The organism is Cytobacillus oceanisediminis (assembly GCF_004366035.1).
Taxonomy (GTDB): domain Bacteria; phylum Bacillota; class Bacilli; order Bacillales; family Cytobacillaceae; genus Cytobacillus; species Cytobacillus oceanisediminis_C.
The window spans coordinates 195,662-218,003 of the sequence record NZ_SOEE01000005.1 but is presented as its reverse complement, the minus strand read 5'-3'; the positions used below and the strand labels follow the sequence as shown (position 1 = coordinate 218,003).

Genomic DNA, 22,342 nt, shown 5'->3' with positions numbered 1-22,342 from the left:
GGACCTGAAAAAAAGGTCCCAATCTGACACGCCAAGCATTATGGCGTGTTCAAAAAAGGGGATTGTGATAATGATGGAGAATGCATGGATCATACCGCTTTTCCCGCTTTTATCGTTTTTGTTCCTTATTTTATTCGGCAAACGGCTAAAAGAAGCGAGTGCTTATATAGGAATTCTGTTTACCCTGGCATCGCTTGTCTATTCAATATTGGTGCTATTTGACCGGTTTTCGGCACCAACTTTTAAAGCAGAAGGCGTTTGGCTGACTATAGGGGATGTTCAGTTAACAGCGGGTTTTGAAGTTAATCAGTTAAATGCACTGATGCTGGTGATTGTATCACTTGTCAGTTTCCTGGTACATACGTATTCGAAAGGCTATATGCAGGGTGATGACCGCTTCCCTGTTTTCTATGCATATTTAGGGTTATTTACATTTGCCATGCTGGGCCTTGTCATCTCGCCTAATCTGCTTCAGACGTACTTCTTCTGGGAGCTTGTCGGACTTGGTTCCTTCCTGCTGATCGGTTTCTATTTTTACAAAGAGGAAGCAAAGGCTGCTGCTAAAAAAGCATTTATCATGACCCGTATTGGAGACGTCGGCCTTTTGATCGGAATGATTCTATTATTCTGGCAGGCTGGCAGCTTCGAGTATGATGAAATTTTTGCAGCTGTTGAAGCTGGTGCTATTTCGAGCACAATGATTACGTTAACAGCCATTCTTATTTTTGTAGGGGCTGTTGGTAAATCGGGCCAGTTCCCGCTGCATACCTGGCTTCCGGACGCAATGGAAGGACCGACGCCGGTATCCGCATTAATCCATGCTGCGACAATGGTAGCGGCAGGTGTGTATTTAGTGGCAGCTCTGTTCCCGCTGTTTACAGCAAGTGAAACAGCATTGATGACAGTTGCTGTAATTGGGGCGTTCACAGCCATTTTTGCGGCAAGCATCGGCCTGGTCCAAAAGGATATTAAACGGGTGCTCGCTTATTCAACCGTCAGCCAGCTTGGCTATATGATGCTGGCACTGGGTTCTGCCGGATATGTAGCCGGTGTATTCCATTTAATGACACATGCCTTTTTCAAGGCCTTGCTGTTTCTTGCAGCCGGAAGTGTCATTCACGCGGTTCATACACAGAATATTGAACATATGGGCGGATTATGGAAAAAGCTGCGCGTAACTGGCCCTCTATTCCTGATTGGGACACTGGCGATCAGCGGGGTTCCATTATTTTCAGGATTCTTCAGTAAAGATGAAATTTTAATTGCTGCCTGGGCGCATGGGAATACAGTGCTATTCTGGCTGGCGGTGATTGCGGCATTCTTTACGGCATTTTATATGTTCCGTCTGTTTTTTATGGTTTTCGCTGGTGAAGCAAGAACCGATATGAAAAATGTTCACGAGTCGCCTAGTGTGATGACGCTGCCAATGGTGGTCCTAGGGGTGCTGGCTGTAGTGGCTGGATATGTGAATACGCCATGGTTTGGTACGTTTCTTGGTGATTGGCTCGTGGAAGATAACCATGCATTGGGCCATGGCCATATTGAGGGACCTGCATGGATAATGATTGTCGCCACTGCTGTATCCCTGCTTGGAATTTTCCTTGCATGGCTAATGTACGGCAAACGTTCGCTTGCCCGCGACTGGCTTACAAGCAGAATGCCGCTTTCATACAACGTTCTGTACAATAAATATTATATTGATGAATTTTATTCGCTGACAGTGGTGAATGGTGCGAAATTCATTAGCTCATTCCTGCGCTTCCTGGAAGTGTTCCTGGTTGAAGGGCTTGTGAAGAGCGTGACTGGAATCACGTCTTCGCTCGGAAGACTGGGTTCTAAATTTCAAAATGGCCAGATTCAGACATACGGAACAGTGGCTTTCGTCGGGCTTGCTATTTTAGTTGTCATCTATGCGTTTACAGGGGGGTACTTAAAATGAACTTAACTTATTTTCTATCCATTTTAGTTTTCTCCCCGCTCCTTGGTATTTTAGTATTATCATTCCTGCCAAAAACACAGGAATCATTGATCAAGACCGTTGGGTTTTTGGCTACCATTCCGGCACTGGTATTGGCACTGATAGCCTATTTTCAATACCGGGCAGGTGCAGGCCTGGAACAGCTTAATGAAAAAGTCAGCTGGATTCAGTTTGGAGATTCCGGCCAGATGGGCAACCTTTTTTCCATTGATTATGAACTGGGCCTGGATGGATTTTCATTAATCATGGTTGTGCTCACAGCCGTGATTTCTACACTGGCGGCTATTGCCTCTATTCATATTAAAAAAGAATGGAAGGGCTACTTCATGCTGTTCCTGCTGCTTGAAGTCGGCATGCTTGGTGTATTTGCGGCTGAAAACCTGATTCTCTTCTTTATTTTCTTTGAAATCACCTTGATTCCGACCTTCTTCCTGATCGGGAAATGGGGTTACTTTGAAAAGGAAAATGCAGCATACAGCTTCCTGATCTATAACGGACTTGGATCTGCTGTTCTGCTGATTGTCATTATGGTGCTGTTTGCCCGAACTGGCACAGCTAATATTGATGCTTTGATGGCTGCAATGAACGCGGATAATCCGCAGCTGGTTGCGCCAATCTCTGAAAATATGAAAATGGGCCTGCTGATTGCGCTTTTAATTGCATTTGGTGTGAAGCTTCCTATATTCCCGCTGCATAGCTGGATGGTAAAGGTTCACGTACAAGCTCCGCCATCAATCGTCATGCTGCACGCAGGAGTGCTTTTGAAAATAGGGGCATTCGGTTTAATCCGCTTCGGCATGGGAATATTTCCTGAGCAATTCCAAAGCCTTGCTGTATGGCTGGCTGTGCTCGGAGTCGTGAATTTACTGTACGGAGCATTTCTGGCGTTTGTTCAGACCGATTTTAAAATGGTGCTGGCCTACTCCTCTATTTCCCACATGGGAATCGTTTTAATCGGGTTAGGCGCATTAAATGAGGCAGGAATCCAGGGGGCGATTTTCCAGGTTGTTTCTCACGGCTTAATCGCAGCACTTTTATTCTTCCTTGTCAGTGTTTTTTATGAACGCGTTCAAACATCCAATATTCAAAATCTCGGCGGTTTGGCAAAAGGGATGCCGATTACAGCAGGCTTCCTGCTTGCAGGGGCTATGGCCTCACTTGGCCTGCCTGGCATGTCAGGGTTTGTAAGTGAATTTATGGCCTTCCTTGGCCTTTTTAAAGAAATGCCGATTCTTGCTGCAGTCGGTGCGATCGGAATTATTATGACAGCTGTTTACCTGCTTCGCGCGGTACTGGGCATCACATACGGCAAAGCGCTTAGAGACTTTGCCGGCGTAACGGATATGAGGAAGTTTGAGTTTGTGCCTGTCCTGGTCTTAGTCGGCTTAATTGTCCTGATTGGTGTTTATCCAAGTGTACTGAGCGAACCGCTGACATCAACACTTGAAACGATCATGCTGGGGATAGGAGGGTGATGAAGGATGGATCTCGAAACATTATTATCATATGAATGGGGCATTATGACGCCGGAGTTCATCATCCTTGGTGTTGCGACCGCTCTTTCACTAATGGATTTGTTTATGCCGAAATCACAAAGCCGGAAAATTCTCGGCTGGGTTGGCTTTGCCGGAGTTCTGGCAGCACTTGTTTCCTTACTGGGCCTTATCGGACACGGCCCGGAATCCATTTTGCTTGATACATTCAGGCTTGATTCATTTGCAAAAGCTTTTAAGCTGCTGCTTTTGATCGGATCGGCAATGGTACTGCTGATTGCCACGGGCTATGAGCCAAATGAAGGATTGGAAGAATTTAGGGGGGAATTTTTCTATCTATTCATGGCTGCATTGCTTGGAGCGATGATCATGTCTTCAAGTGGAGACTTAATTACCCTGTTTGTGGGACTTGAGCTTCTTTCCATCTCGTCCTATATTCTTGCAGGCATGAGAAAAAGAAATCTTCATTCAAATGAATCTGCCATGAAATATGTGATAAATGGCAGTATCGCCACAGCGATCACTTTGTTTGGAATGAGTTATGTATATGGTTTAACGGGAACTACGAACTTAAAGGAAATGGCCGGATTTTTGACATCCGTCTATAACGAGCAGCATATTTACCTCCTTGGCCTTGCGTTCTTTATGATTGTGGTGGGGCTATCCTTCAAATTGGCAGCAGCACCGTTCCATATGTGGGCGCCTGATGTGTACCAGGGAGCACCTACACCTGTAACAGCTTTTCTAAGTGTAGTTTCTAAAACAGCCGGATTCATCATTATGATCCGCATCCTGTTCTCAATCTTTGCCAATGCACCATCCGGTGATGCCCAGGGGCTGCCGATGATTCTCGCTCTCCAGGATTACGTGGCCTTCCTGGCAGGAGCCACGATGATTATTGGGAACTTGATTGCGTTAAGACAGCGGAATATCAAGCGTTTGTTTGCCTATTCCAGTATCGCGCAGGCTGGTTATCTGCTGGTCGTCATTGCGAGCATGTCACTATTCATGTTTGATACACTCTGGTTCTATCTGGGAGCCTACTTATTCATGAACCTGGGTGCTTTTGCCATCATCCAGCATGTAACACATAAATCGGGCTCTGAAGATATCAGCCAATTTGCCGGCCTATATCGCCGCGCGCCGTTCCTGGCCATTGCCATGGCCATCTTCCTGCTCTCGCTTGCAGGAATTCCGGGAACAGCAGGTTTTATAGGCAAATTGAATATCTTTATGGGTGCATTAGTGCCGAGTGAAGGACATTATGTATTAGTATCGATTATGATTGCAACAACAGTTGTTTCATACTTCTATTACTTCGGTGTAATGGTGCAAATGTTTTTCAGGCCAGCAGGTGATACAGGGAAGGTTAAGATCCCAGCTGCATTAACAGCTGTTATCGGCATCAGCCTGGCAGCAACAATCCTGTTTGGAGTTGCACCGAATATCGCGTTTGACTTCCTGCAGGGCAATTTCAACCAGTTTACTGATTTCTTTCAATAAGCATGTTTCATAAAGTAATTTGTTGTTTTCTAACCAAATATAAGTTTAGCCACTGAGTTGATCTTCGCTGTTGGCGCTTGCTCCTCGAAAATGCATCCGTATATTCTTCGTGCGGTGCTGATTCGCGGAGAGCAATTGTCCCGTGCTGAAATCAGCGGACAGAATTTTTAAGTGAAATCGCTTTTTAAAATGGGAGTTTTAAAATGCTAAAGCTAAAAAGGGGTATTAATAGGGAGGGGGAATTTTCCCCTTCTTTTTGTTTGCCCCTGTTTATACTTCGTGTTTTTTCGACAATTCGATATAATGGACATACAAACTGCGAAAAAGAAAGAAACTTAATTTTCAAAAAATATCCAGTTATGAAACTTACCTGGTAAGATAAACGTCAAATGGTATTGTAGCGTACAAAACAGGTAAGCGACGTGGCTAATTTTTAAGGGAGGGAAGAAGATGGTATCAGGATTTGGGCAACAGGCACTTATCAGCATTATGTCTCATCTGGTGTTTATTGCGCTGGCCTGGTGGGCGCTTCAGGCACTGCGGTTCGAAACGTTATTGCGTCCGAATCATGTTTTTCAGGCAAGAGTACTGTATATTCTGCTTTCCATTGTGATTGGATCAGCCGTAAGCAATTTCTTTCTCGATTATCTTCTATGGTCCCAGCAGCTGCCGCTTATTCTGCAGAACATTACCTTTCTTTAGGTGCTGCATTTTGATGGCTATATTTATAATATCTAGAGCTATTTCTTGGAACTTTGATAACTGTCTAGCTCCAGTACCTATCCCCTCGAGGTCATAAGCCAATCCTCCCAGCAAGGCAAAGAACGCCTTCCCGTGAGGCTTGTCTTATGCTTGTCGGGGATGGGCAAGGCACTTCCGCTTTTCTTATAAATATAGGTCTTCATACATGTTTTCAATTTGATAATTATTGAGTAAAATCTTTTTATTGCTTGTTTTCCTGCATACATACTAGTTTGTGAAATGTTTTTCAAGGTATGCAAAAAAGGGCAGGAATAGCATCGAGGTAACAGTGATTTTGCTGCCTTTTCAGTTTGTCAAAAAGTGACGACAATTCCCAAGTATGCTCTCTCTATCCTTGGTAACAATGGTACTAAGGGGAGGAGTTTACAGATGAAAAATTTATTCATGACATTATCCATTATTGCCATTATTGGTTTCATGATGATAAACATTGGGAATAAGACGACTGTAGCCAAAGGGGAGCTTGACCTGTTAACGATGGCCTCGGTTTTACAGGGCGAGAATATTTTAATCAAGAATTGGACTTTGCATGCGAGAGAAAAAATGGAAAACCTTCAAACCCTTCAGGAAGTGAAAGCATTCACCAATGAATTGCAGGCGAAATATCCTGATTGGGAATGGAGCTTTAAAAGATCAGAAAAGTCTTGGGAAGCACAAGCAATTATTATGAAAACAGATACTCAGTCAGAAGCAGTAAAAGTCTTATCGACCCCCACAAATGGTCAAGTTCAGACGTATGTGATTTATGAGGCCAAGGGTCAGGGGTGGAAGAAAGAACAGAGCGAACTGGCTGCAGAACTGAATAGTAAGATTTCTGACATTTTTCGAGGAAATGCCACAATTTTCTCTTGTATCCAGGGTGAATTCAATGATAAGATGAATAAGTCTTTGCCTGATACTGCAACTCAATTGCTTGCAGCTTTTAACGCAACAGAAATAGAAGCACTAAAAGAAGACCAATTTATTTCAGCATCAGCAAATTCACCGCTTTTTGGTGAATCCATTGAGACAAATGGCAATAAAATGAACATGCAGCTTGGATTACGGACACAAGGAATGGGCGCCAAGACAAACATAGTTATTGGCACACCCATCATAACGATTGAATATTAATATAGAGAAATTGGACGCGGAGGGGAATACACTTTGGATAAAATCATCGTCCGCGGCGGGAAAAGGTTAAGCGGTACTGTCAAAGTAGAAGGAGCAAAAAACGCTGTCTTACCGGTTATCGCCGCAACACTGTTAGCAAGTGATGGCAAAAGCGTAATTCGTGATGTCCCAACACTCTCCGATGTATATACTATTAATGAAGTATTACGCTATTTAAACGCCGAAGTGGAGTTTGAAAATAATACAGTAACAGTAAATGCATCTCGAGAGTTGAAGGTAGAAGCACCTTTTGAATATGTACGCAAAATGCGTGCTTCAGTTTTAGTCATGGGATCTTTATTAGCAAGAAATGGCCGTGCCCGTGTGGCATTGCCAGGGGGCTGCGCAATCGGTTCCCGCCCGATCGATCAGCATTTAAAAGGCTTTGAAGCGATGGGTGCGAAAGTAAAGGTTGGTAATGGCTTTATTGAAGCGGAAGCACCAGATGGCCGCTTGCATGGAGCAAAAATATATCTCGATTTCCCTAGTGTTGGTGCTACGGAAAACATTATGATGGCTGCAACATTAGCCAAAGGCACAACGATTTTGGAAAACGTGGCAAAGGAACCGGAAATTGTTGACTTAGCTAACTTCCTGAATAAAATGGGTGCAAAGGTTAAAGGGGCAGGAACTGGCACGATCCGCATTGAAGGTGTGGACGTACTGTTTGGTGCAGAGCACAACATCATTCCTGACCGCATTGAAGCAGGTACATTCATGGTAGCAGCTGCCATTACAGGCGGAGACGTTCTTGTAAAGGGTGCTGTTCCTGAGCATTCCGCTTCTTTGATCGCCAAGATGGAAGAAATGGGTGTTACCTTCATCGAAGAAGCTGAAGGAATCCGTGTATTGGGTCCAGATAAATTGAAGGCAGCTGATATTAAAACAATGCCTCACCCTGGCTTCCCGACAGACATGCAATCACAGATGATGGCCCTATTGCTTCACGCTCAGGGTACAAGTGTGATCACGGAAACTGTATTCGAAAACCGATTTATGCATGTGGAGGAATTCCGCCGCATGAACGCTGATATTAAAATTGAAGGCCGTTCTGTCATTATGAACGGACCAAGCAATCTGCAGGGTGCAGAAGTAGCTGCTACAGATCTTCGTGCAGCCGCTGCGTTGATCCTGACTGGATTGGTGGCAGATGGCGTAACACGGGTAACAGAGCTGAAGCATCTTGACCGCGGATACGTGAATTTCCACGAAAAGCTTGCTGCACTGGGTGCAGATATCGAACGTGTGACAGAAGTGGAAGAAGCACCTGTTAATAACAGCATTGTTTCTGACATGAACGCATAAGTAATGCCAATCAAGGCGGCCACCTGTAAGTCGTCAAAATAGTCGCCTTGCGCGCATTTCAAGCTGAAACCGCAGAATCGAGCTGTCAGAGGACTGACAAATCGATTCTGCGGTTTTTAATTTTGGCCGACTAGTAAGAAGGATTCATGGATAATTATGAATATTTATACTAATATAAAAGAAAAAGATGGGATATAGTGAACAGCTAATGAAGATATCATGAAAAAATTCCTAAAGGTTTCATTGAAGGTGAAAATTCTGGGATTGGTCCTCATGCTGATTATATTTATCATCACGTCTTTATCAGGCTTATTTATTTATATGAAGCAGGCTGATGATGTGGTAAAGGCGAGGGATATTTCCTTGGAAACGGCCAAGACCCTGTCTTATATGCCTGCCCTTCAAGATTTCTTTCGGCATGGCGGCGAACATGAAAATATCAATATATTGATGGACCAGATTAAATATCAATCCAAGCCCATGACTGTATTTTTTCAGGGCCGTGATGGGAGGCTGATTGCTTCAACAGATGAACAGGGTTTATATAAAATGCTGAATAATGACAATGCCGATAAAGCGCTTACTTATGGGAGCTATTACGTGCTCCAAACAACGGAAAACGGCAGAAAGGTGCTTAAAGCGATTGCCCCAGTTATGGTGGATTACGGACCATATAAAAAAGTCGAGGGTACAGTGGTTGTTTTATATGAAATGAATGCGATATATCTTTCTATTTGGGATGACATCGCTAAGATTCTAAAGGCCTCCGTATTGATCTTAATCATAGGGATTTTTGGAAGCTTTCTTTTGGCCAACAGCATTCGCAAAGATACCCTCAATCTGGAGCCATATGAAATTGCCGCTTTGTTCAGAGAAAGAAATGCAATCCTGCAATCGGTGCGAGAGGGAATCATTGCTGTGGATGAACAAGGAGTTATCACCATGATGAACTCGTCTGCACAGCATATGCTGGATATTGAGGCACAGGCAGAAGGGCGGCCCTTAACTGAAGTAATTGGTTCCTCAGAAATGTTAAAATTCCTTTTAAACAATGAAAAGCAAATGAATGTTGAAATACAATACAAAGATAAAATTATGATCGTCAGCACTGAGCCAATTATTGAAAAAGAACAAAAGAAAGGGATGGTCGGAAGCTTCCGTGATCGGACAGAAATCAAGCACATGATTGATGCCCTATCAGAGGTTAGGCAGTATTCCGATGACCTGAGAGCTCAAGCTCATGAATTCACCAATAAGCTTTATGCCGTTCTCGGTCTTCTTCAGCTGAATAAGAAGGAGGAAGCGATTGAGTTTATTAAAAATGAGGCCCATATCCATTCGATTGAGGAAGATTTATTACTATCGAAAATTCAGGATGAAAAAGTCCAGGCTATTCTATTAGGGAAAATGGCGCAGGCGTCGGAAAAGAAAGTAAATTTTGTTATTGATCCAGAAAGCTCGCTGGAATGCCTTCCGGAAAAATTCAAGCTATCTTCCCTGATCATTATTTTGGGAAATCTCATTAATAATGCATTTGATGCCGTTGCAGAAAAAGAAGAAAAGATGGTTCATTTCTTTGTGACAGATATCGGAAATGACATAATTTTTGAAATCAATGACAATGGCAAGGGGATTAAGGATGAGGACAAGCCATTTATTTTTCAAATTGGTTTTTCTTCTAAGGGAAAACATAGAGGATATGGTCTTGGGAATGTAAACGATGAAGCACGGTCATTAGGCGGAATGATTGAATTTGACAGTAATGAAGAAAATGGCACGGTGTTCACTGTCTACTTGCCAAAATGATAATCTCTTATAAAGGGGGAATTTGAGTGGGGTAATCAATGTTGTAATTGCTGAGGATGATTTCCGGATTGCGCAAATCCATGAAGAATTTTTATCAAGGGTTAGGGGTATGAAGTTAGCCGGGAAGGCCTTAAATGCTAGGGAAACCATGGATTTATTGAACGTCCATCAAGTGGATTTGCTGCTGCTGGACATATATATGCCGGATAAATTGGGAACAGACTTGCTGCTGGAAATCCGTGAAAAGTTCCCCACGCTGGATGTTATTTTGATATCAGCTGCCAGAGAAAAAGAATATTTGAAAAAAGCCCTAATGTTTGGCGTCCATAACTATTTGATTAAGCCGGTAACAATGGAGACATTTGTCGGAACACTTGAGAAATATAGGCATGACAAGCAGATTCTGGATTCATTAGCGGAAGTGAATCAGGATGCCATTGACCGTTTATTTGGAGGCCGCAAGGTGAAAGAAGATAAACCTGATTTGCCTGCGGGAATTGACTACCTTACCTTAAACAAAGTAAGCCAAATACTAAAGAAAGAAAAGAAAGGCATGTCCGCTGACAAAGTTGGCGAAAAAATGGGTGCATCCAGGACTACGGCCAGAAGGTATCTGGAATATTTGGTAAGTGCCAATAAAGCCTATGTGGAGCAGGAGTATGGAATTGTAGGAAGGCCAGAACGGAATTATTACATAAAGGAAGGATAGGGAAGGTCCGAATGATCAGGGCTTTTTCTTTTCTATAAATATGTGAACCAATGAACATATGAACATAATGAACAAAATGCATATAAAGGTTTATATGGACAATTTTTTGAAAACGTTTACACTATAGTGTTTAGAATTTATTATAAATTCAGAATAAGTAACTAAAAAGGAGTGGATATCATGAAAAAACTTGGAATATTAATATTATCTGTATTATTGCTGTCGGCATGTTCATCAGGTCAAGCATCTAACAGTGCAGATTACCCTTCGAAGAACATTGAGATTGTAGCCCCTGCATCTCCGGGTGGCGGATGGGACTTGACTGCCCGATCCGTACAGAAAATCTTAAAAGATAACAAACTTGTCAAAAGCAATGTAAATGTCATTAATAAGCCGGGAGGCGGCGGTGAGGTGGGCTGGAACTACCTTCACAGCAAAGATTCTCATAACCTTGCAGTAAATTCGAGCTTGCTCCTGACGAATAATCTGCTGGGACAAAGCAAGCTGACACACAAAGACTTTACTCCGTTAGCAACTCTGGCTACCGAATGGCAGGCAATTGCCGTATCGGTTGATTCTCCATATAAATCCATCAATGACTTAATGGACCAGATCAAGAAGGATCCAAAGTCTATTAAAATCGGAGTTGGCCCTGGATTAGGAAATGATGATCATCTGGCCTTTGTGCAGGTTGCTGACATGAAGGGAATTACCCCGACAGACTTGAATTTCCTTGTTTATGATGGAGGCGGGGGAGATGTGGTTACCGCTTTGATGGGGAACCATGTGGATGCTGTAACCACATCGTTATCGGAGGTTAAGGATCAGCATTTGGCTGGAAAGCTTAGAATCTTGACTGTATCCTCTGATAAGACATTGGAAGAGCTCGAAGATGTGCCTACACTCCAGGAAGAAGGAATAGATATGGTCTTTCCTCACTGGAGAGGAATTATGGGCCCGCCTGACATGACTGAAGAAGAAATCAAATATTGGGATGAGAAGTTAACGGAAATGGTTAAAACGGATGAATGGAAGAAGCTGCTTGAGAATAATGACTGGGATGACTTCTATCAAAATAGTGAAGAAACCAAAGAGTTTTTTGATGAACAGGAGAAGTTATACAAAGATCTGGTAAATGATTCTGGATTGGTTAAGTAAGGGAGCGATGGGATGAAAGCCGTAAAAATAGGAATGCCTTTGTTAATGATCATCATCGCCGGTGTCTTTTTAATCAGCTCATTCGCCATTCCAAAGGCAAATCTCGGAAACCCAAACGGACCTTTATATTTTCCTATAGGATTAAGTATTTTCATGCTGGTGCTTAGCATCATCTATCTCTTTAACGAATTAAAAACCCTGCATGAACATAATGGGAAAATCCAGGGGCTTTTTGAGGGGAGGACATTGAAATTAATTGCAGTGACCATCGCCCTCGGAGTGATTTACGCTTTTATTTTCGAACCTTTTGGATTTTTGGTTTCTACCATTATTTTCCTAGGGTGTCTGCTCTTCTATGTGAATGGATGGAAGAAGTGGAAGGCTAATATCATTGTCACGGTTTCATTTTCGTTCATAACCTGGTACGGCTTTAGTGAATTATTGGGTGTGAGTTTACCATAAATATGGAGGTGAGAAGTTAGCATGGATGCTTTCTTGCAAGGGTTCCAGATCGTTTTACAGCCAATGAATATCTTTTGGGTTGTCATTGGCGGGTTTTTAGGCACGATTGTCGGAATGCTCCCAGGCTTGGGGCCAGCAACAGCTGTTGCGGTTTTAATCCCGATTACCTTTGGGATGGATCCGACAAGCGCGATTATTTTAATGGCTGCCATCTATTATGGTGCCATGTATGGCGGGTCAAGAAGTTCGATTCTCCTCAATACACCGGGAGATGGATCTGCAATCGCGGCCACCTTTGACGGATATCCGATGGCTCAAAAGGGACAGGCAGGAGAGGCAATGGCCATTTCCGCAGTGGCTTCCTTTATCGGCGGTGTATTGGCAGTTTTTGGTTTTATCTTTTTGGCAAAGCCGCTGGCAAACTTCGCTTTAAAATTTGGCCCATCAGAATATTTCCTATTAATGCTTTTAACATTATCGGCGATTGTATCACTTTCAATCGGTAAAATGGTGAAAGGCTTCATCGCGATGGCGCTGGGTCTTCTGATCAGTACCATTGGAATTGACCCCCAGACGGGTGTGCACCGTTTTACAATGGATATTCCCCATTTAAGTGAAGGCATTGAATTCCTCATTGTTATTATCGGTGTTTATGCAGTGGGAGAAGTTTTTTATAACTTTTTAACGATTGATAAAGTAAAAAAGGAAAAGAAGAAGGTTGGCAGAATCTGGTTTACCAAGGAACAATGGAAAAGGTCGAAGTGGCCGATACTTCGCAGTGCTCCATTAGGGTTTATCGTTGGTGTCCTGCCTGGGGCGGGAGGTTCAATTGCTTCCATGATGAGTTACTCCTCCGAGAAGCAGCTATCAAAGAAACCTGAGGAGTTTGGTGAAGGTGCTGTTGAGGGACTTGCAGCTCCGGAATCATCCAATAACGCTGCTTCTGTTGGGGCCATGATTCCGCTTTTGACTATGGGAATTCCGGGTTCAGGCACGACAGCGGTCATGCTCGGAGCTCTCATCATGCTGGGCGTGAGACCAGGCCCCTTGCTTTTTGAAAATGATCCTGGAATTGTATGGGCCCTTATCAACAGCATGTTTATTGGAAATATCGCACTCGTCATCATCAATGTTCTCCTTGTCGGCTTATTGGTGAAAATCCTGGATACACCAGCTAAAGTTCTATATCCGCTTATCATCATGCTGGCGTTTATAGGCACATACACACTCAGCTATAGCACCGCTGATTATTTCCTTCTGCTTCTTTTTGGCGTGATTGGACTTTTCATGAAAATAATGGACTTCCCAATTGCCCCGCTGGTGCTGGCAATTATTGTGGGCGGGGATATGGAGCAGAATTTCCGGATGGCCCTGACTTCATCTAACGGCAGCTTTAGTATATTCTTTTCTTCTGGAATATCGATTACACTGATCGTGCTGACTGTACTTTCTTTGTTCTATCCAATTGTGATCAATAAGTTCAAGAAGAAAAGCAGAAATAATGATAAAGAAGCTATCTCTGCTTAATATGGATCCAGGAAAGTCCACCAGAATAATGGTGGATTTTTCTGTTTACGCCGAAGGAGAAACATTATGAATAAGAAACTTCTAATGATTATAGCAATCGCGCTGTATCTTTTCTTTTTTATCCTCCCGATGCAATGGGATATAAAAGTACAGTCGCTCATCGCGCTTGTGATTATCCAGCTATTATGGGTCGGAAACGTATTTCCCCTGGCCTACAGCTCACTATTAGTCATGCTGATGTTTTCCTTTCATTTTTTTACTTATGAAGAGGTGCTGGCATATATTAGTTCTGATGTTGTCTGGCTGCTGGTTTCTACATTTATCATCTCAAGAGCCTTTATCGATACCGGCTTAGCCGACAGGCTTTCCTTAATAATTTTGAAAGGGTCCCGCGGTGCGGGCAAGGTGCTTGTCTTCATCTCGTTTTTCCTTGTCTTTATTTTATTGGTCCTAGTACCGTCCAATGTTGGCAAAGCGAGCCTTATTTCCTCCGTATTTGATAGTCTGATCAGAAGCTTAAAGTCGATGGACGAATCAAGCAATCTGGCGAAATCCTTGTTCATCGGCATTACCTATCTGATCCCGATTACGGGTGCTTTTGTTGCTACAGGAGCAAGTTCAACGATCTATGCTTACAGTCTTTTGTCCGATAGTGGCTATCATATTGATTATCTGCAATGGACTCTTACTTTTGGAGTGCCAATCGCTATTTTTGCCGTGCTGCTCGGTCTGGCATTCATCATCATGTTTCCGCCGGAGAAAATTAATAAAGAGCATTTGCTGTATCTGCTTGAAGCCAAAATCAGTGAACTGGGAAAAATAAGTGCAAGAGAAAAGAAAATGCTTGCGATTATGGGCGTTACACTTGCTCTTTGGATCACGCAAAGTATACATGGATACTCAATTCCTCTTATTGGACTTTTGGGCGCTTGTCTGACCATATTCCCGGGGATCGGAGTCTGGGAATGGGAGCGGGCAAGAAAATCGATTAATTGGGATATCGTTCTGTTTTTTGCTTCTACGCTCATGGTCTCAGGAATGCTGTTAAGTACAGGCACAATCGATTTGTTGGTAAAGTATCTTACCCAAATCCTTGCCCTGAAGACTCCATTTATGACTGTTTTGATCCTAATTCTATTAACTTCATTGATGAGAATCATGTTTGTGAATGTCTTAGGTTTCCTGGCCATCATGCTCCCTTTAGTGATTTCACTGGGGGATGTATTAAGCGGCTTTCCGGCCCTGAACCTGGTGAAGGCCGTGCTTTTAGCAGGTATTCCAGGCTTTTTCTTTATCACACAATCGCCTGTCCATTTAATCAGTTATTCATATGGCCATTTTAGTGAGAGAGATTTGCTTAAAGCGGGTGCTGTTTCTTTCTTGATTTGGATCGGGGTTATTTTAGGAGCGTTCGCATTTTATTGGCAGGGATGAGGGGCTTACGACTGCCTCTTTTTTCTGTTTTGAAGAAAAAATGGCGTGCACATTTAACTGAGCACGCCATTATAGTTATTTAATTGAAGCTCTGGATTGATTCACTGCGAATGATGCGGCTTGAGTTCCAGCGACTTTACCATAGACGGCACCGGACATTAAGCCTGATCCGCCTGGATAGTTTTTATAAAAGATTCCGCCGACCATCTCTCCTGCTGCAAAAAGCCCTGGAATTGGGATCTGTTCTTTATTTAGTACTTCTCCATCGGTGTTCACATGTAATCCGCCAAAGGCAAACGTAATTCCACATGTAACCGGAAAGGCATAGAAGGGTCCTTTCTCAGCCCGCAGTGCCCAGTTCGTTTTTTCAGGAGTGATGCCGGATGTTGATTTTCCATCTTTGACAGACGGATTATAATCACCATCTTGAACAGCATCATTATATTCGTGAATGGTTTTTAAAAACTGTTCTTTTTCAACAGGGAGCTGTTCCACTAATTCCTCGAGTGTGTCTGCTTGAAAAACAGTTGCTTCTTCCAGATTATATTCTTTGCGCAGAAGAGGTCTCACTTGGCTATCAAAGATCTGGTAAGCAACATGTCCAGGCTGTTTTAAAATTTCCCGTCCATATTTCGCATAGGTATAGTTCCTGAAATCAGCCCCTTCATCCACAAATCGGTACCCCTCTTTATTTAACATGATTCCAAGCGGGTATGAATGCTTCTTAAAGATATCGCCTGGCTTTGTGAAATCACCGGCCTTTGGAACATTATAGTCTGTACCAATGGAGTGGCATCCTGACCATTCACCAAATGTTTCGGCTCCAGCCTCAATCGCCATATTGATTCCGTCACCTGTATTGAATTCTGTGCCCCGGACAGCAGCAGCTTCCCACTCAGGTCCTAAATTCCTGGAGCGCATTTCTTTATTGGCTTCAAAGCTTCCGCAGGCAAGCACAACGCTGGTTGCTTCCACGGTAAGTTCTTTTTCTTTTTGCTGAACGACTGCGCCGGTTATTCTGCTGTCTTCCGTTAATAGCTTTGTTGCCTGGGCCTCATACCATATATCAATCCCTGCTTCCTTGGCGCGCTGGAAAAGTGCCTTCATTAAGCCAATTCCTTTTTCCTTAGTTTTAACAGGAAGGCCGCCCCAGAAGTGAACTTTGTCATCCTTTTTAAATGATTGATTATCATAATTCAGTTCAAATTCGACACCCTGCTCCTTCATCCAAACGATTGTCTCGTAAGACTTAGAAACAAGCTGATTTGCCAGCTCCGTATGGCTCTGGCCTTCAGTCACCCTCATTAAATCATTATAATAGTCAGAATCACTGTACTCCGGCATAACAATTTTACCGGCTTCTTCATCTGTCAATGAGGGCATGATTCTTCTGATATCGCTTAAATCGTTATAAGCAAAACGGATGGCCCCATCTGTAAAATAAGAATTGCCTCCGCGCTTATGTTCAGGACCTTTTTCAAGGACCAGGACGCTTGCACCATTCTCTTTTGCCGAAATTGCTGCGCATAGAGCCGCATTGCCGGCTCCCACCACTACTACATCGTATTTAGCCATTTTAAGTTCCCCCCGACGAATTTTTACTATTTATAACTTTATTGTAGGGGGAATGGTAAAATAAATAAAATATCAATATTTTATTATTAATGATAAAAAAATTCTATTTCAGTGGAGGCAGAAATGGACGAAAAAGATTGGCTCATACTTCAGACAATCCATAAAGAACGGAATATTACGAAAGCAGCAGAAAAGTTATATATCTCGCAGCCTTCATTAACGTACAGGATTCAACAGCTGGAAAAAGAATTTGCTGTAAAAATCCTATCACGAAGAAAGAGAGGAGTGGATTTTACATCAGAAGGGGAATATTTAGTGGAATATGCCAATAGGATGGTTCATCAGCTAAGGGAAGCGAAGGATTTTCTCAGCAGCATGGAGGGTGAGGTAAGAGGAGCATTAAGGCTTGGAGTCTCGCAAACATATGCCAGATATAGATTGCCTGAAATACTGGCTGCATTTCTAATTCAATATCCACAGGTAGACCTGAAGTTAAAAACCGGCTTCAGCTATGAGGTAATCCAAATGGTTCATAAAGAAGAAGCGAATATTGGCATCGTCCGGGACCCTTACGATTGGAAGGGGCCAAAAATTTTAATAGATGAAGAGAGAATCTTCCTTGCTTCAAACGAAAAAATCGAATTAGAACAGCTTCCATATCTGCCGAGAATAGATTATAACACCGATCCATCCTTAAAAAGTATTATCGATCTTTGGTGGAAGGAAAACTTCGACCTCCCTCCTGCTATTACAATGGAAGTAGATATTATCGATACATGCCGTGAAATGGTTCTGAATGGGCTGGGTTATGGAATCCTGCCGGAGATTTGCCTTAAAGGCTGCACGGATCTAAACACATGGGAATTGAGCTTCAAGGGTGAAAAGCTTTACCGCAAAACATGGCTTGTATTTAATGAAAGTTCACTGGATCTCTCCGTCTCAAAAGCTTTTATCGAATTTATCCGCGGCAGTAAAGCATAAATTGGATAAATGGCATTCCGGTTCATTAAGTTGTCATAATAGCTTGTCCATGGCCATAAACATGAAATGAGTTCGAATTATTTATTTGCTATGGAGGCCTAAAACATGACAAAATTCAAACCTTTCATCGTACTAGCCGCATTGTTGTTTGCCATCACGCTTATCGTTCCAGCCCTGCTTGTGATTCCCTTTACAGAAGGAAAAGTCAGCGGGAAGCTTGGCGAGGAGCTTAAGACTGAGACGAAAACAGAGACGGCGGCAGAAATTCCCCAAGGGCCAGCCATAGAGGTAGGGGTCTACCGCCTTGCACAGAAAAAGCTGGAGACGGTTCCGCTTGAAGAGTATATCGTCGGAGTAGTAGCATCGGAAATGCCTGCAGAGTTTGAAGAAGAGGCATTGAAGGCTCAGGCATTGGCAGCAAGGACATTCATTGTAAAGCAGTTAATGAATAGAGATAGCGTAGAACTTCCTGAGGGAGCATTGGTTTACGATACAGTAACCCATCAGGTATATAAAAATGATGAGGAACTGAGGCAGCAATGGAAACAAGATTATAAGTGGAAAATCGAAAAGGTAAGAGAAGCCGTTACCGAAACGCAAGGACAGATTCTCACTTTCGACGGCTCACCGATTACAGCTTCCTTTTTTTCAACAAGCAATGGCTTTACGGAAAACTCCGAAGCCATCTGGCCAAATTCTGTTCCCTACTTAAAAAGTGTAGAAAGCAAATGGGACCTCCAGTCTCCCAAGTTTAACGGCAGAGAGGTATTCACCGTTCAGGATTTTGAAAGGAAATTGGGTGTGAAGCTTCCTAATGATAGCACGATCGGAAACGTGACCGAGCGCACGGCCGGCCAGCGGGTCTCAAAAGTGGATATTAACGGAAAAGTCGTCAGCGGTAAAGACATTCGAGAGAAACTGGGACTAAAATCAACAGACTTTACCTGGGAACGCAAAGGAGACAATATCATCATCAATACCCAAGGCTACGGCCATGGGGTCGGCATGAGCCAATACGGCGCAAACGGCATGGCAGCCGAAGGAAAGAACTACAAAGAAATCGTTGCCCATTATTATAAAGGCGTAGAAATTGCCGCTTCCGATCAGTTGCTGACGAAGGTCACAGCTAAGAAATAAGCGAAAAGAGCTGGTTCATTGAATCAGCTCTTTCAATTTGCTTTATTAAAAAAACCAAGAAACTTACCAAGCTTTTTAAACTTCCCATAAAAAAGAGCCCGGCTGATCAAATACCAGCACACCAGCACACCGGTAATATCCTTGACAGCGTCAATCAAAGCAGCAGACCGGTAAGGTATAAACGATTGATGAATTTCATCGAGAATCCCGTAAAAGCAAGCCAATACGGCCAATAAGATATTTACTCCCGGCGTTAGCTTAAATACTGTTAAAGCAGCCAAAACAAAAAGAACATACAAAATACCAAACTCAATCAGATGCATAGATTCTTTTATAAAACGGTCCACTGCCAGATCCGGCAGCTCCACCACTGCATCTGCCGGCATGCTGGACAGGACCCAAATAAGCGCCATATATAGGAAAGGCAGCACCCGTATTATCCATTTAACCATCTATCAGTAACTCCTTTTAAAATTTTTACTCAAAACATGCATAATCCGAAAACTTTTGTCGAAAAATAAGCACAAAAAATTTTTTTTGAGAAATGTATATAATCCTCTCAATCTGTTCAGACTGATTGCTGAGGTGATGATAAATGAGAGAGGAAGAAAAGAAACGATCTTCTCAAGATTCCAGCTTTAAACGCTTTATGAAGAAGCGGTGGGCATTCCCAGCTATCTACATTGCAAGTGCAGCAATCATTCTAACCGGTGTTCTTTGGTATCAAACAAGCGACAACGCTACAGACACTGACAGCTACGATTACGAAGCCACTGATATTACCGGCAAAAAGTACGACGAGCCAGCATTGGAAGTTAACCGCGCAATGGAAAACTTCGTAATGCCTGTCAAAGATCCAGACTCAGCTGTCATTCAAAAACAATTCTATGATTATGACGGCAAGGCTGAAGAACAGGAAGCTGCTCTAGTATTTTACAATAACACATACCATCCGAACACAGGTATTGATATTGCTGTAAAGGATGGAGAAACTTTTGATGTCCTTGCTGCATTAAGCGGAAAAGTAACTAAGGTAGAAGAAGATTCACTGTTGGGCAATGTCATTGAAGTGGAGCATGACAAAGGAATTGTAACACAATATCAATCTGTTACAGAGATGAATGTTAAGGTTGGCGACCAGGTAGAACAAGGTGACGCCCTTGCGAAGGCAGGAGAAAGCTTGTTTAATGAAGAAGCAGGCGTACACGTACACTTTGAAATCCGTAAAGACGGAATGCCGGTCAATCCACTTGATTACTTCAATAAGCCGCTTAGCTCTTTACAGGAGTTAGACACAACTGACAAAGCTAATGCTGAAGAAAACAGCGGTGCAACTGAAGGAAACGAAGAAGCTGCTCCTTCTGAGGACAAGTCAGCTGAAGAGTCTGGCAAATCAGAAGACGAAGGTTCTGCTGAAGAATCTGCAGATGAAAATACCGGAAATACGGAAGAAGACGAGTCTGCTGATACAGAAGAAGATCCAGCCGGAGCTTCTGAAGACGAAGGTCAAACTGACGACCAAGTTGAAGAAGACACTGCAACTGAATCAACTGACGCATAATGATAGGGAGTCTGCCGAAATGGCGGGCTCTTTTTTTGACAGAATGTATGAATCCTGAAGTTAGCGCAAGCAGCCTACCCCTCGAGGTGTCGAAGGTGGGCAATGGCGCTTCCGCTTTTCTTTTGACAGGTACCACCCGATTTTTGTCGACTTAACATTTTTTCGACAATTCTGCCATTATCCTGTATAATATTTCGGAAAGCGAAGAGTTATACAGGGGGGAGAAAATATGAAGAAGCTTCTATTAACCGGATTTGAACCTTTTCTTGATTTTCCAATCAATCCGACAGAAAAGATTGTGAATGCATTGGATGGCAAAGCTGTTGGAAACTATGAAATTATGGGGCACCTTTTGCCGGTGGATTTTAATCTCGCACCTAAGAAAATAGCAGAGGAAGTAATGGAGAAAAAACCGGATGCAGTAATTTCTCTTGGGCTGGCTGCTGGCCGCGCAGCCATCACACCTGAAAGAATCGCAATCAATTGCCAGGACGGGGAGCCGGATAATAGCGGTGTCGCCCCTGAAGACAAACTGATAGAGGAAAATGGTCCCGATGGCTATTTTTCAACTCTTCCAATCCGCCGAATGGTTAATAGGCTTAAAGAAGCGGGATATCCTTCTGCCATCTCGAACTCAGCTGGGACCTATCTATGCAATAACGTAATGTATTCCGTGCTTCATTTGCTAAGATCCTCAAACATTGAAGTACCAGCGGGTTTTGTGCATATTCCTGCTTCCCATGAGCTGGCAGCTGCCAGCAAAAAAAGCATGGCAAGCTGGTCTGATCCAGATTTGCTGGAGGCAATTACTCTTATCATCAAAGAATTGGATTAAGGAGCCGGACAGGCTCTTTTTTTTGTGAAGTTTTTATTATCACTATAGTGTTTTCCTCTAATGTCCTAAAGCCTCCGTCATCCATGCTTTCGGACAAAAACCTTTAAGTATCAAGGGGAGCAGCTGGTTCCTTTAAAAAAATTTAATATATTTCCAGCATGTACTTGACCTGGAAATGATTTTTGTACATAATGAAGTATGAATTTTCTTAAAATTAAATGAAGTCAGAAAATAAACTCGGATGCCTATTTTGAAACTTAAAGCGGAAAGCGGCAAAAAATGATAGCGCTTTCTGAAAAGGAGGAAACCAAATTGCTTACGTTAGTGTCTATGATGATCATTACAGGAATCTGCCTTTTTCTAGCTTTAAGAAAGAAAAGGCCAATATTCCTTGCAGTTCCATTTCTCTCAATCTTTGCTTATTTCCTCGTTCAAATCATTCTTGTTCCCGCACCTTTCATGGATACAGTCAAATTTATTTTCAGTTTAAGGTAATGGTTTTGTTCGGGTCCGGATAACGGATCCGGTGAAATAGCAGCGGTTCAGCTGCAGATAACCAATAAAGGGGTGATTCCTGACAATAAAGTCTGTTAATCAGAATCAAGAGTGATGCATTTATCATTTTTACCGGGGGTGGAGTTTTGAAAAAAATTGATAAAAAAGTAGCAGACAGTTATTTCCGTGAAAAGACTCGGAATATGATCATTTATTTTGCTATTGGATTTCTTGCCTCTTTTGGCGTGGTCTTTTTTGCAGAACCATTAAGCGATATTTCGATTAACGGATTTCCATTCCATTACTTTATGGGCGCACAGGGAGCTGTACTGACCTTTATCATTCTGCTGTTCGTTAATGCCAAAATGGGGGATGCCATTGACAGGAAATATGGAATTGATGAAAACAAAAATGAACAGATCAGCTCAGGGAAAGTTCTTGATCATTAATTAATGAAATAATGAGCAGA

Annotated in this window: 20 protein-coding genes; 18 read left to right on the top strand and 2 right to left on the bottom strand. The window is 42.7% G+C overall.

Going from position 1 to position 22,342, the window contains the following annotated elements:
* Nucleotides 1-70: 70 nt before the first annotated feature.
* From nuoL to DFO72_RS14200, 12 genes are all read left to right on the top strand, one after another.
* Nucleotides 71-1,939, top strand: a complete 1,869-nt coding sequence (gene nuoL, locus DFO72_RS14255) for an NADH-quinone oxidoreductase subunit L (RefSeq protein ID WP_113882326.1) — start codon at nt 71-73, stop codon at nt 1,937-1,939.
* Nucleotides 1,936-3,453 (top strand): NADH-quinone oxidoreductase subunit M, encoded by a 1,518-nt coding sequence (locus DFO72_RS14250; protein WP_113882325.1) that lies wholly within the window; start codon nt 1,936-1,938, stop codon nt 3,451-3,453. Before nuoL ends, DFO72_RS14250 begins: the two co-directional genes overlap by 4 nt.
* Nucleotides 3,454-3,459: 6 nt before the next feature.
* A complete protein-coding gene (nuoN, locus tag DFO72_RS14245; RefSeq protein ID WP_113882324.1) occupies nt 3,460-4,974 on the top strand; it encodes an NADH-quinone oxidoreductase subunit NuoN in 1,515 nt (504 codons plus the stop codon).
* 450 nt (nt 4,975-5,424) lie between these two features.
* On the top strand, nt 5,425-5,676 hold the full coding sequence (locus DFO72_RS14240; RefSeq protein ID WP_113882323.1) for a DUF1146 family protein: 252 nt from the start codon (nt 5,425-5,427) through the stop codon (nt 5,674-5,676).
* A gap of 429 nt (nt 5,677-6,105) precedes the next feature.
* The gene (locus DFO72_RS14235; protein ID WP_113882322.1) at nt 6,106-6,849 is read left to right on the top strand and encodes a YwmB family TATA-box binding protein; all 744 of its coding nucleotides are present in this window, start codon (nt 6,106-6,108) and stop codon (nt 6,847-6,849) included.
* Nucleotides 6,850-6,882: 33 nt separating this feature from the next.
* Nucleotides 6,883-8,193, top strand: a complete 1,311-nt coding sequence (murA, locus tag DFO72_RS14230; protein WP_113882321.1) for a UDP-N-acetylglucosamine 1-carboxyvinyltransferase — start codon at nt 6,883-6,885, stop codon at nt 8,191-8,193.
* Nucleotides 8,194-8,412: 219 nt separating this feature from the next.
* Entirely contained in the window at nt 8,413-9,999 is a 1,587-nt protein-coding gene (locus DFO72_RS14225; protein ID WP_113882320.1) for a sensor histidine kinase, read from the top strand.
* A gap of 22 nt (nt 10,000-10,021) precedes the next feature.
* Complete coding sequence (locus DFO72_RS14220; RefSeq protein WP_113882319.1) at nt 10,022-10,708, top strand: response regulator; 687 nt, start codon at nt 10,022-10,024, stop codon at nt 10,706-10,708.
* 180 nt (nt 10,709-10,888) lie between these two features.
* The gene (locus DFO72_RS14215) at nt 10,889-11,866 is read left to right on the top strand and encodes a tripartite tricarboxylate transporter substrate binding protein (RefSeq protein WP_113882318.1); all 978 of its coding nucleotides are present in this window, start codon (nt 10,889-10,891) and stop codon (nt 11,864-11,866) included.
* Between the two features lie 12 nt (nt 11,867-11,878).
* Nucleotides 11,879-12,328 (top strand): tripartite tricarboxylate transporter TctB family protein, encoded by a 450-nt coding sequence (locus tag DFO72_RS14210; RefSeq protein ID WP_113882317.1) that lies wholly within the window; start codon nt 11,879-11,881, stop codon nt 12,326-12,328.
* A 21-nt stretch (nt 12,329-12,349) separates the two neighbouring features.
* Complete coding sequence (locus DFO72_RS14205; RefSeq protein ID WP_113882316.1) at nt 12,350-13,855, top strand: tripartite tricarboxylate transporter permease; 1,506 nt, start codon at nt 12,350-12,352, stop codon at nt 13,853-13,855.
* Between the two features lie 66 nt (nt 13,856-13,921).
* Nucleotides 13,922-15,289, top strand: coding sequence for an SLC13 family permease (locus tag DFO72_RS14200; protein ID WP_113882315.1), 1,368 nt, complete (start codon nt 13,922-13,924; stop codon nt 15,287-15,289).
* A gap of 75 nt (nt 15,290-15,364) precedes the next feature.
* Here the strand turns inward: DFO72_RS14200 and tcuA are convergent, their stop codons facing one another.
* Nucleotides 15,365-16,864, bottom strand: a complete 1,500-nt coding sequence (gene tcuA / locus DFO72_RS14195) for an FAD-dependent tricarballylate dehydrogenase TcuA (RefSeq protein ID WP_113882314.1) — start codon at nt 16,862-16,864, stop codon at nt 15,365-15,367.
* A gap of 123 nt (nt 16,865-16,987) precedes the next feature.
* On the opposite strand from tcuA, the gene DFO72_RS14190 reads away from it, so the two are divergent.
* Both DFO72_RS14190 and spoIID read left to right on the top strand, forming a co-directional pair.
* Nucleotides 16,988-17,845 (top strand): LysR family transcriptional regulator, encoded by an 858-nt coding sequence (locus DFO72_RS14190; RefSeq protein ID WP_113882313.1) that lies wholly within the window; start codon nt 16,988-16,990, stop codon nt 17,843-17,845.
* A gap of 105 nt (nt 17,846-17,950) precedes the next feature.
* Complete coding sequence (spoIID, locus tag DFO72_RS14185; RefSeq protein WP_113882312.1) at nt 17,951-18,982, top strand: stage II sporulation protein D; 1,032 nt, start codon at nt 17,951-17,953, stop codon at nt 18,980-18,982.
* Nucleotides 18,983-19,014: 32 nt separating this feature from the next.
* On the opposite strand, the gene DFO72_RS14180 is transcribed toward spoIID, so the two are convergent.
* Nucleotides 19,015-19,434, bottom strand: coding sequence for a VanZ family protein (locus tag DFO72_RS14180; protein ID WP_113882311.1), 420 nt, complete (start codon nt 19,432-19,434; stop codon nt 19,015-19,017).
* Between the two features lie 143 nt (nt 19,435-19,577).
* Here DFO72_RS14180 and DFO72_RS14175 point away from each other — a divergent pair, with 143 nt between their 5' ends.
* The 4 genes from DFO72_RS14175 to DFO72_RS14160 all read left to right on the top strand — a co-directional run bounded on the left by DFO72_RS14175 (nt 19,578) and on the right by DFO72_RS14160 (nt 22,322).
* Nucleotides 19,578-20,543, top strand: coding sequence for a M23 family metallopeptidase (locus DFO72_RS14175; protein ID WP_113882310.1), 966 nt, complete (start codon nt 19,578-19,580; stop codon nt 20,541-20,543).
* 229 nt (nt 20,544-20,772) lie between these two features.
* On the top strand, nt 20,773-21,378 hold the full coding sequence (locus DFO72_RS14170) for a pyroglutamyl-peptidase I (RefSeq protein ID WP_113882309.1): 606 nt from the start codon (nt 20,773-20,775) through the stop codon (nt 21,376-21,378).
* A gap of 312 nt (nt 21,379-21,690) precedes the next feature.
* The gene (locus tag DFO72_RS14165; RefSeq protein WP_113882308.1) at nt 21,691-21,873 is read left to right on the top strand and encodes a hypothetical protein; all 183 of its coding nucleotides are present in this window, start codon (nt 21,691-21,693) and stop codon (nt 21,871-21,873) included.
* Between the two features lie 146 nt (nt 21,874-22,019).
* Nucleotides 22,020-22,322, top strand: coding sequence for a DUF4212 domain-containing protein (locus tag DFO72_RS14160; RefSeq protein WP_019380636.1), 303 nt, complete (start codon nt 22,020-22,022; stop codon nt 22,320-22,322).
* Nucleotides 22,323-22,342: the final 20 nt, after the last annotated feature.

Bases quoted from the DNA above. Each gene is read 5' to 3' on its own strand.
- DFO72_RS14205 (WP_113882316.1), top strand. From the start codon at position 12,350: ATGGATGCTTTCTTGCAAGGGTTCCAGATCGTTTTACAGCCAATGAAT.
- nuoL (WP_113882326.1), top strand. From the start codon at position 71: ATGATGGAGAATGCATGGATCATACCGCTTTTCCCGCTTTTATCGTTT.
- DFO72_RS14200 (WP_113882315.1), top strand. From the start codon at position 13,922: ATGAATAAGAAACTTCTAATGATTATAGCAATCGCGCTGTATCTTTTC.
- nuoN (WP_113882324.1), top strand. From the start codon at position 3,460: ATGGATCTCGAAACATTATTATCATATGAATGGGGCATTATGACGCCG.
- DFO72_RS14210 (WP_113882317.1), top strand. From the start codon at position 11,879: ATGAAAGCCGTAAAAATAGGAATGCCTTTGTTAATGATCATCATCGCC.
- DFO72_RS14170 (WP_113882309.1), top strand. From the start codon at position 20,773: ATGAAGAAGCTTCTATTAACCGGATTTGAACCTTTTCTTGATTTTCCA.
- DFO72_RS14190 (WP_113882313.1), top strand. From the start codon at position 16,988: ATGGACGAAAAAGATTGGCTCATACTTCAGACAATCCATAAAGAACGG.
- tcuA (WP_113882314.1), bottom strand. From the start codon at position 16,864: ATGGCTAAATACGATGTAGTAGTGGTGGGAGCCGGCAATGCGGCTCTA.
- DFO72_RS14250 (WP_113882325.1), top strand. From the start codon at position 1,936: ATGAACTTAACTTATTTTCTATCCATTTTAGTTTTCTCCCCGCTCCTT.
- DFO72_RS14175 (WP_113882310.1), top strand. From the start codon at position 19,578: ATGAGAGAGGAAGAAAAGAAACGATCTTCTCAAGATTCCAGCTTTAAA.
- DFO72_RS14225 (WP_113882320.1), top strand. From the start codon at position 8,413: ATGAAAAAATTCCTAAAGGTTTCATTGAAGGTGAAAATTCTGGGATTG.
- DFO72_RS14235 (WP_113882322.1), top strand. From the start codon at position 6,106: ATGAAAAATTTATTCATGACATTATCCATTATTGCCATTATTGGTTTC.
- DFO72_RS14180 (WP_113882311.1), bottom strand. From the start codon at position 19,434: ATGGTTAAATGGATAATACGGGTGCTGCCTTTCCTATATATGGCGCTT.
- spoIID (WP_113882312.1), top strand. From the start codon at position 17,951: ATGACAAAATTCAAACCTTTCATCGTACTAGCCGCATTGTTGTTTGCC.
- DFO72_RS14215 (WP_113882318.1), top strand. From the start codon at position 10,889: ATGAAAAAACTTGGAATATTAATATTATCTGTATTATTGCTGTCGGCA.
- DFO72_RS14240 (WP_113882323.1), top strand. From the start codon at position 5,425: ATGGTATCAGGATTTGGGCAACAGGCACTTATCAGCATTATGTCTCAT.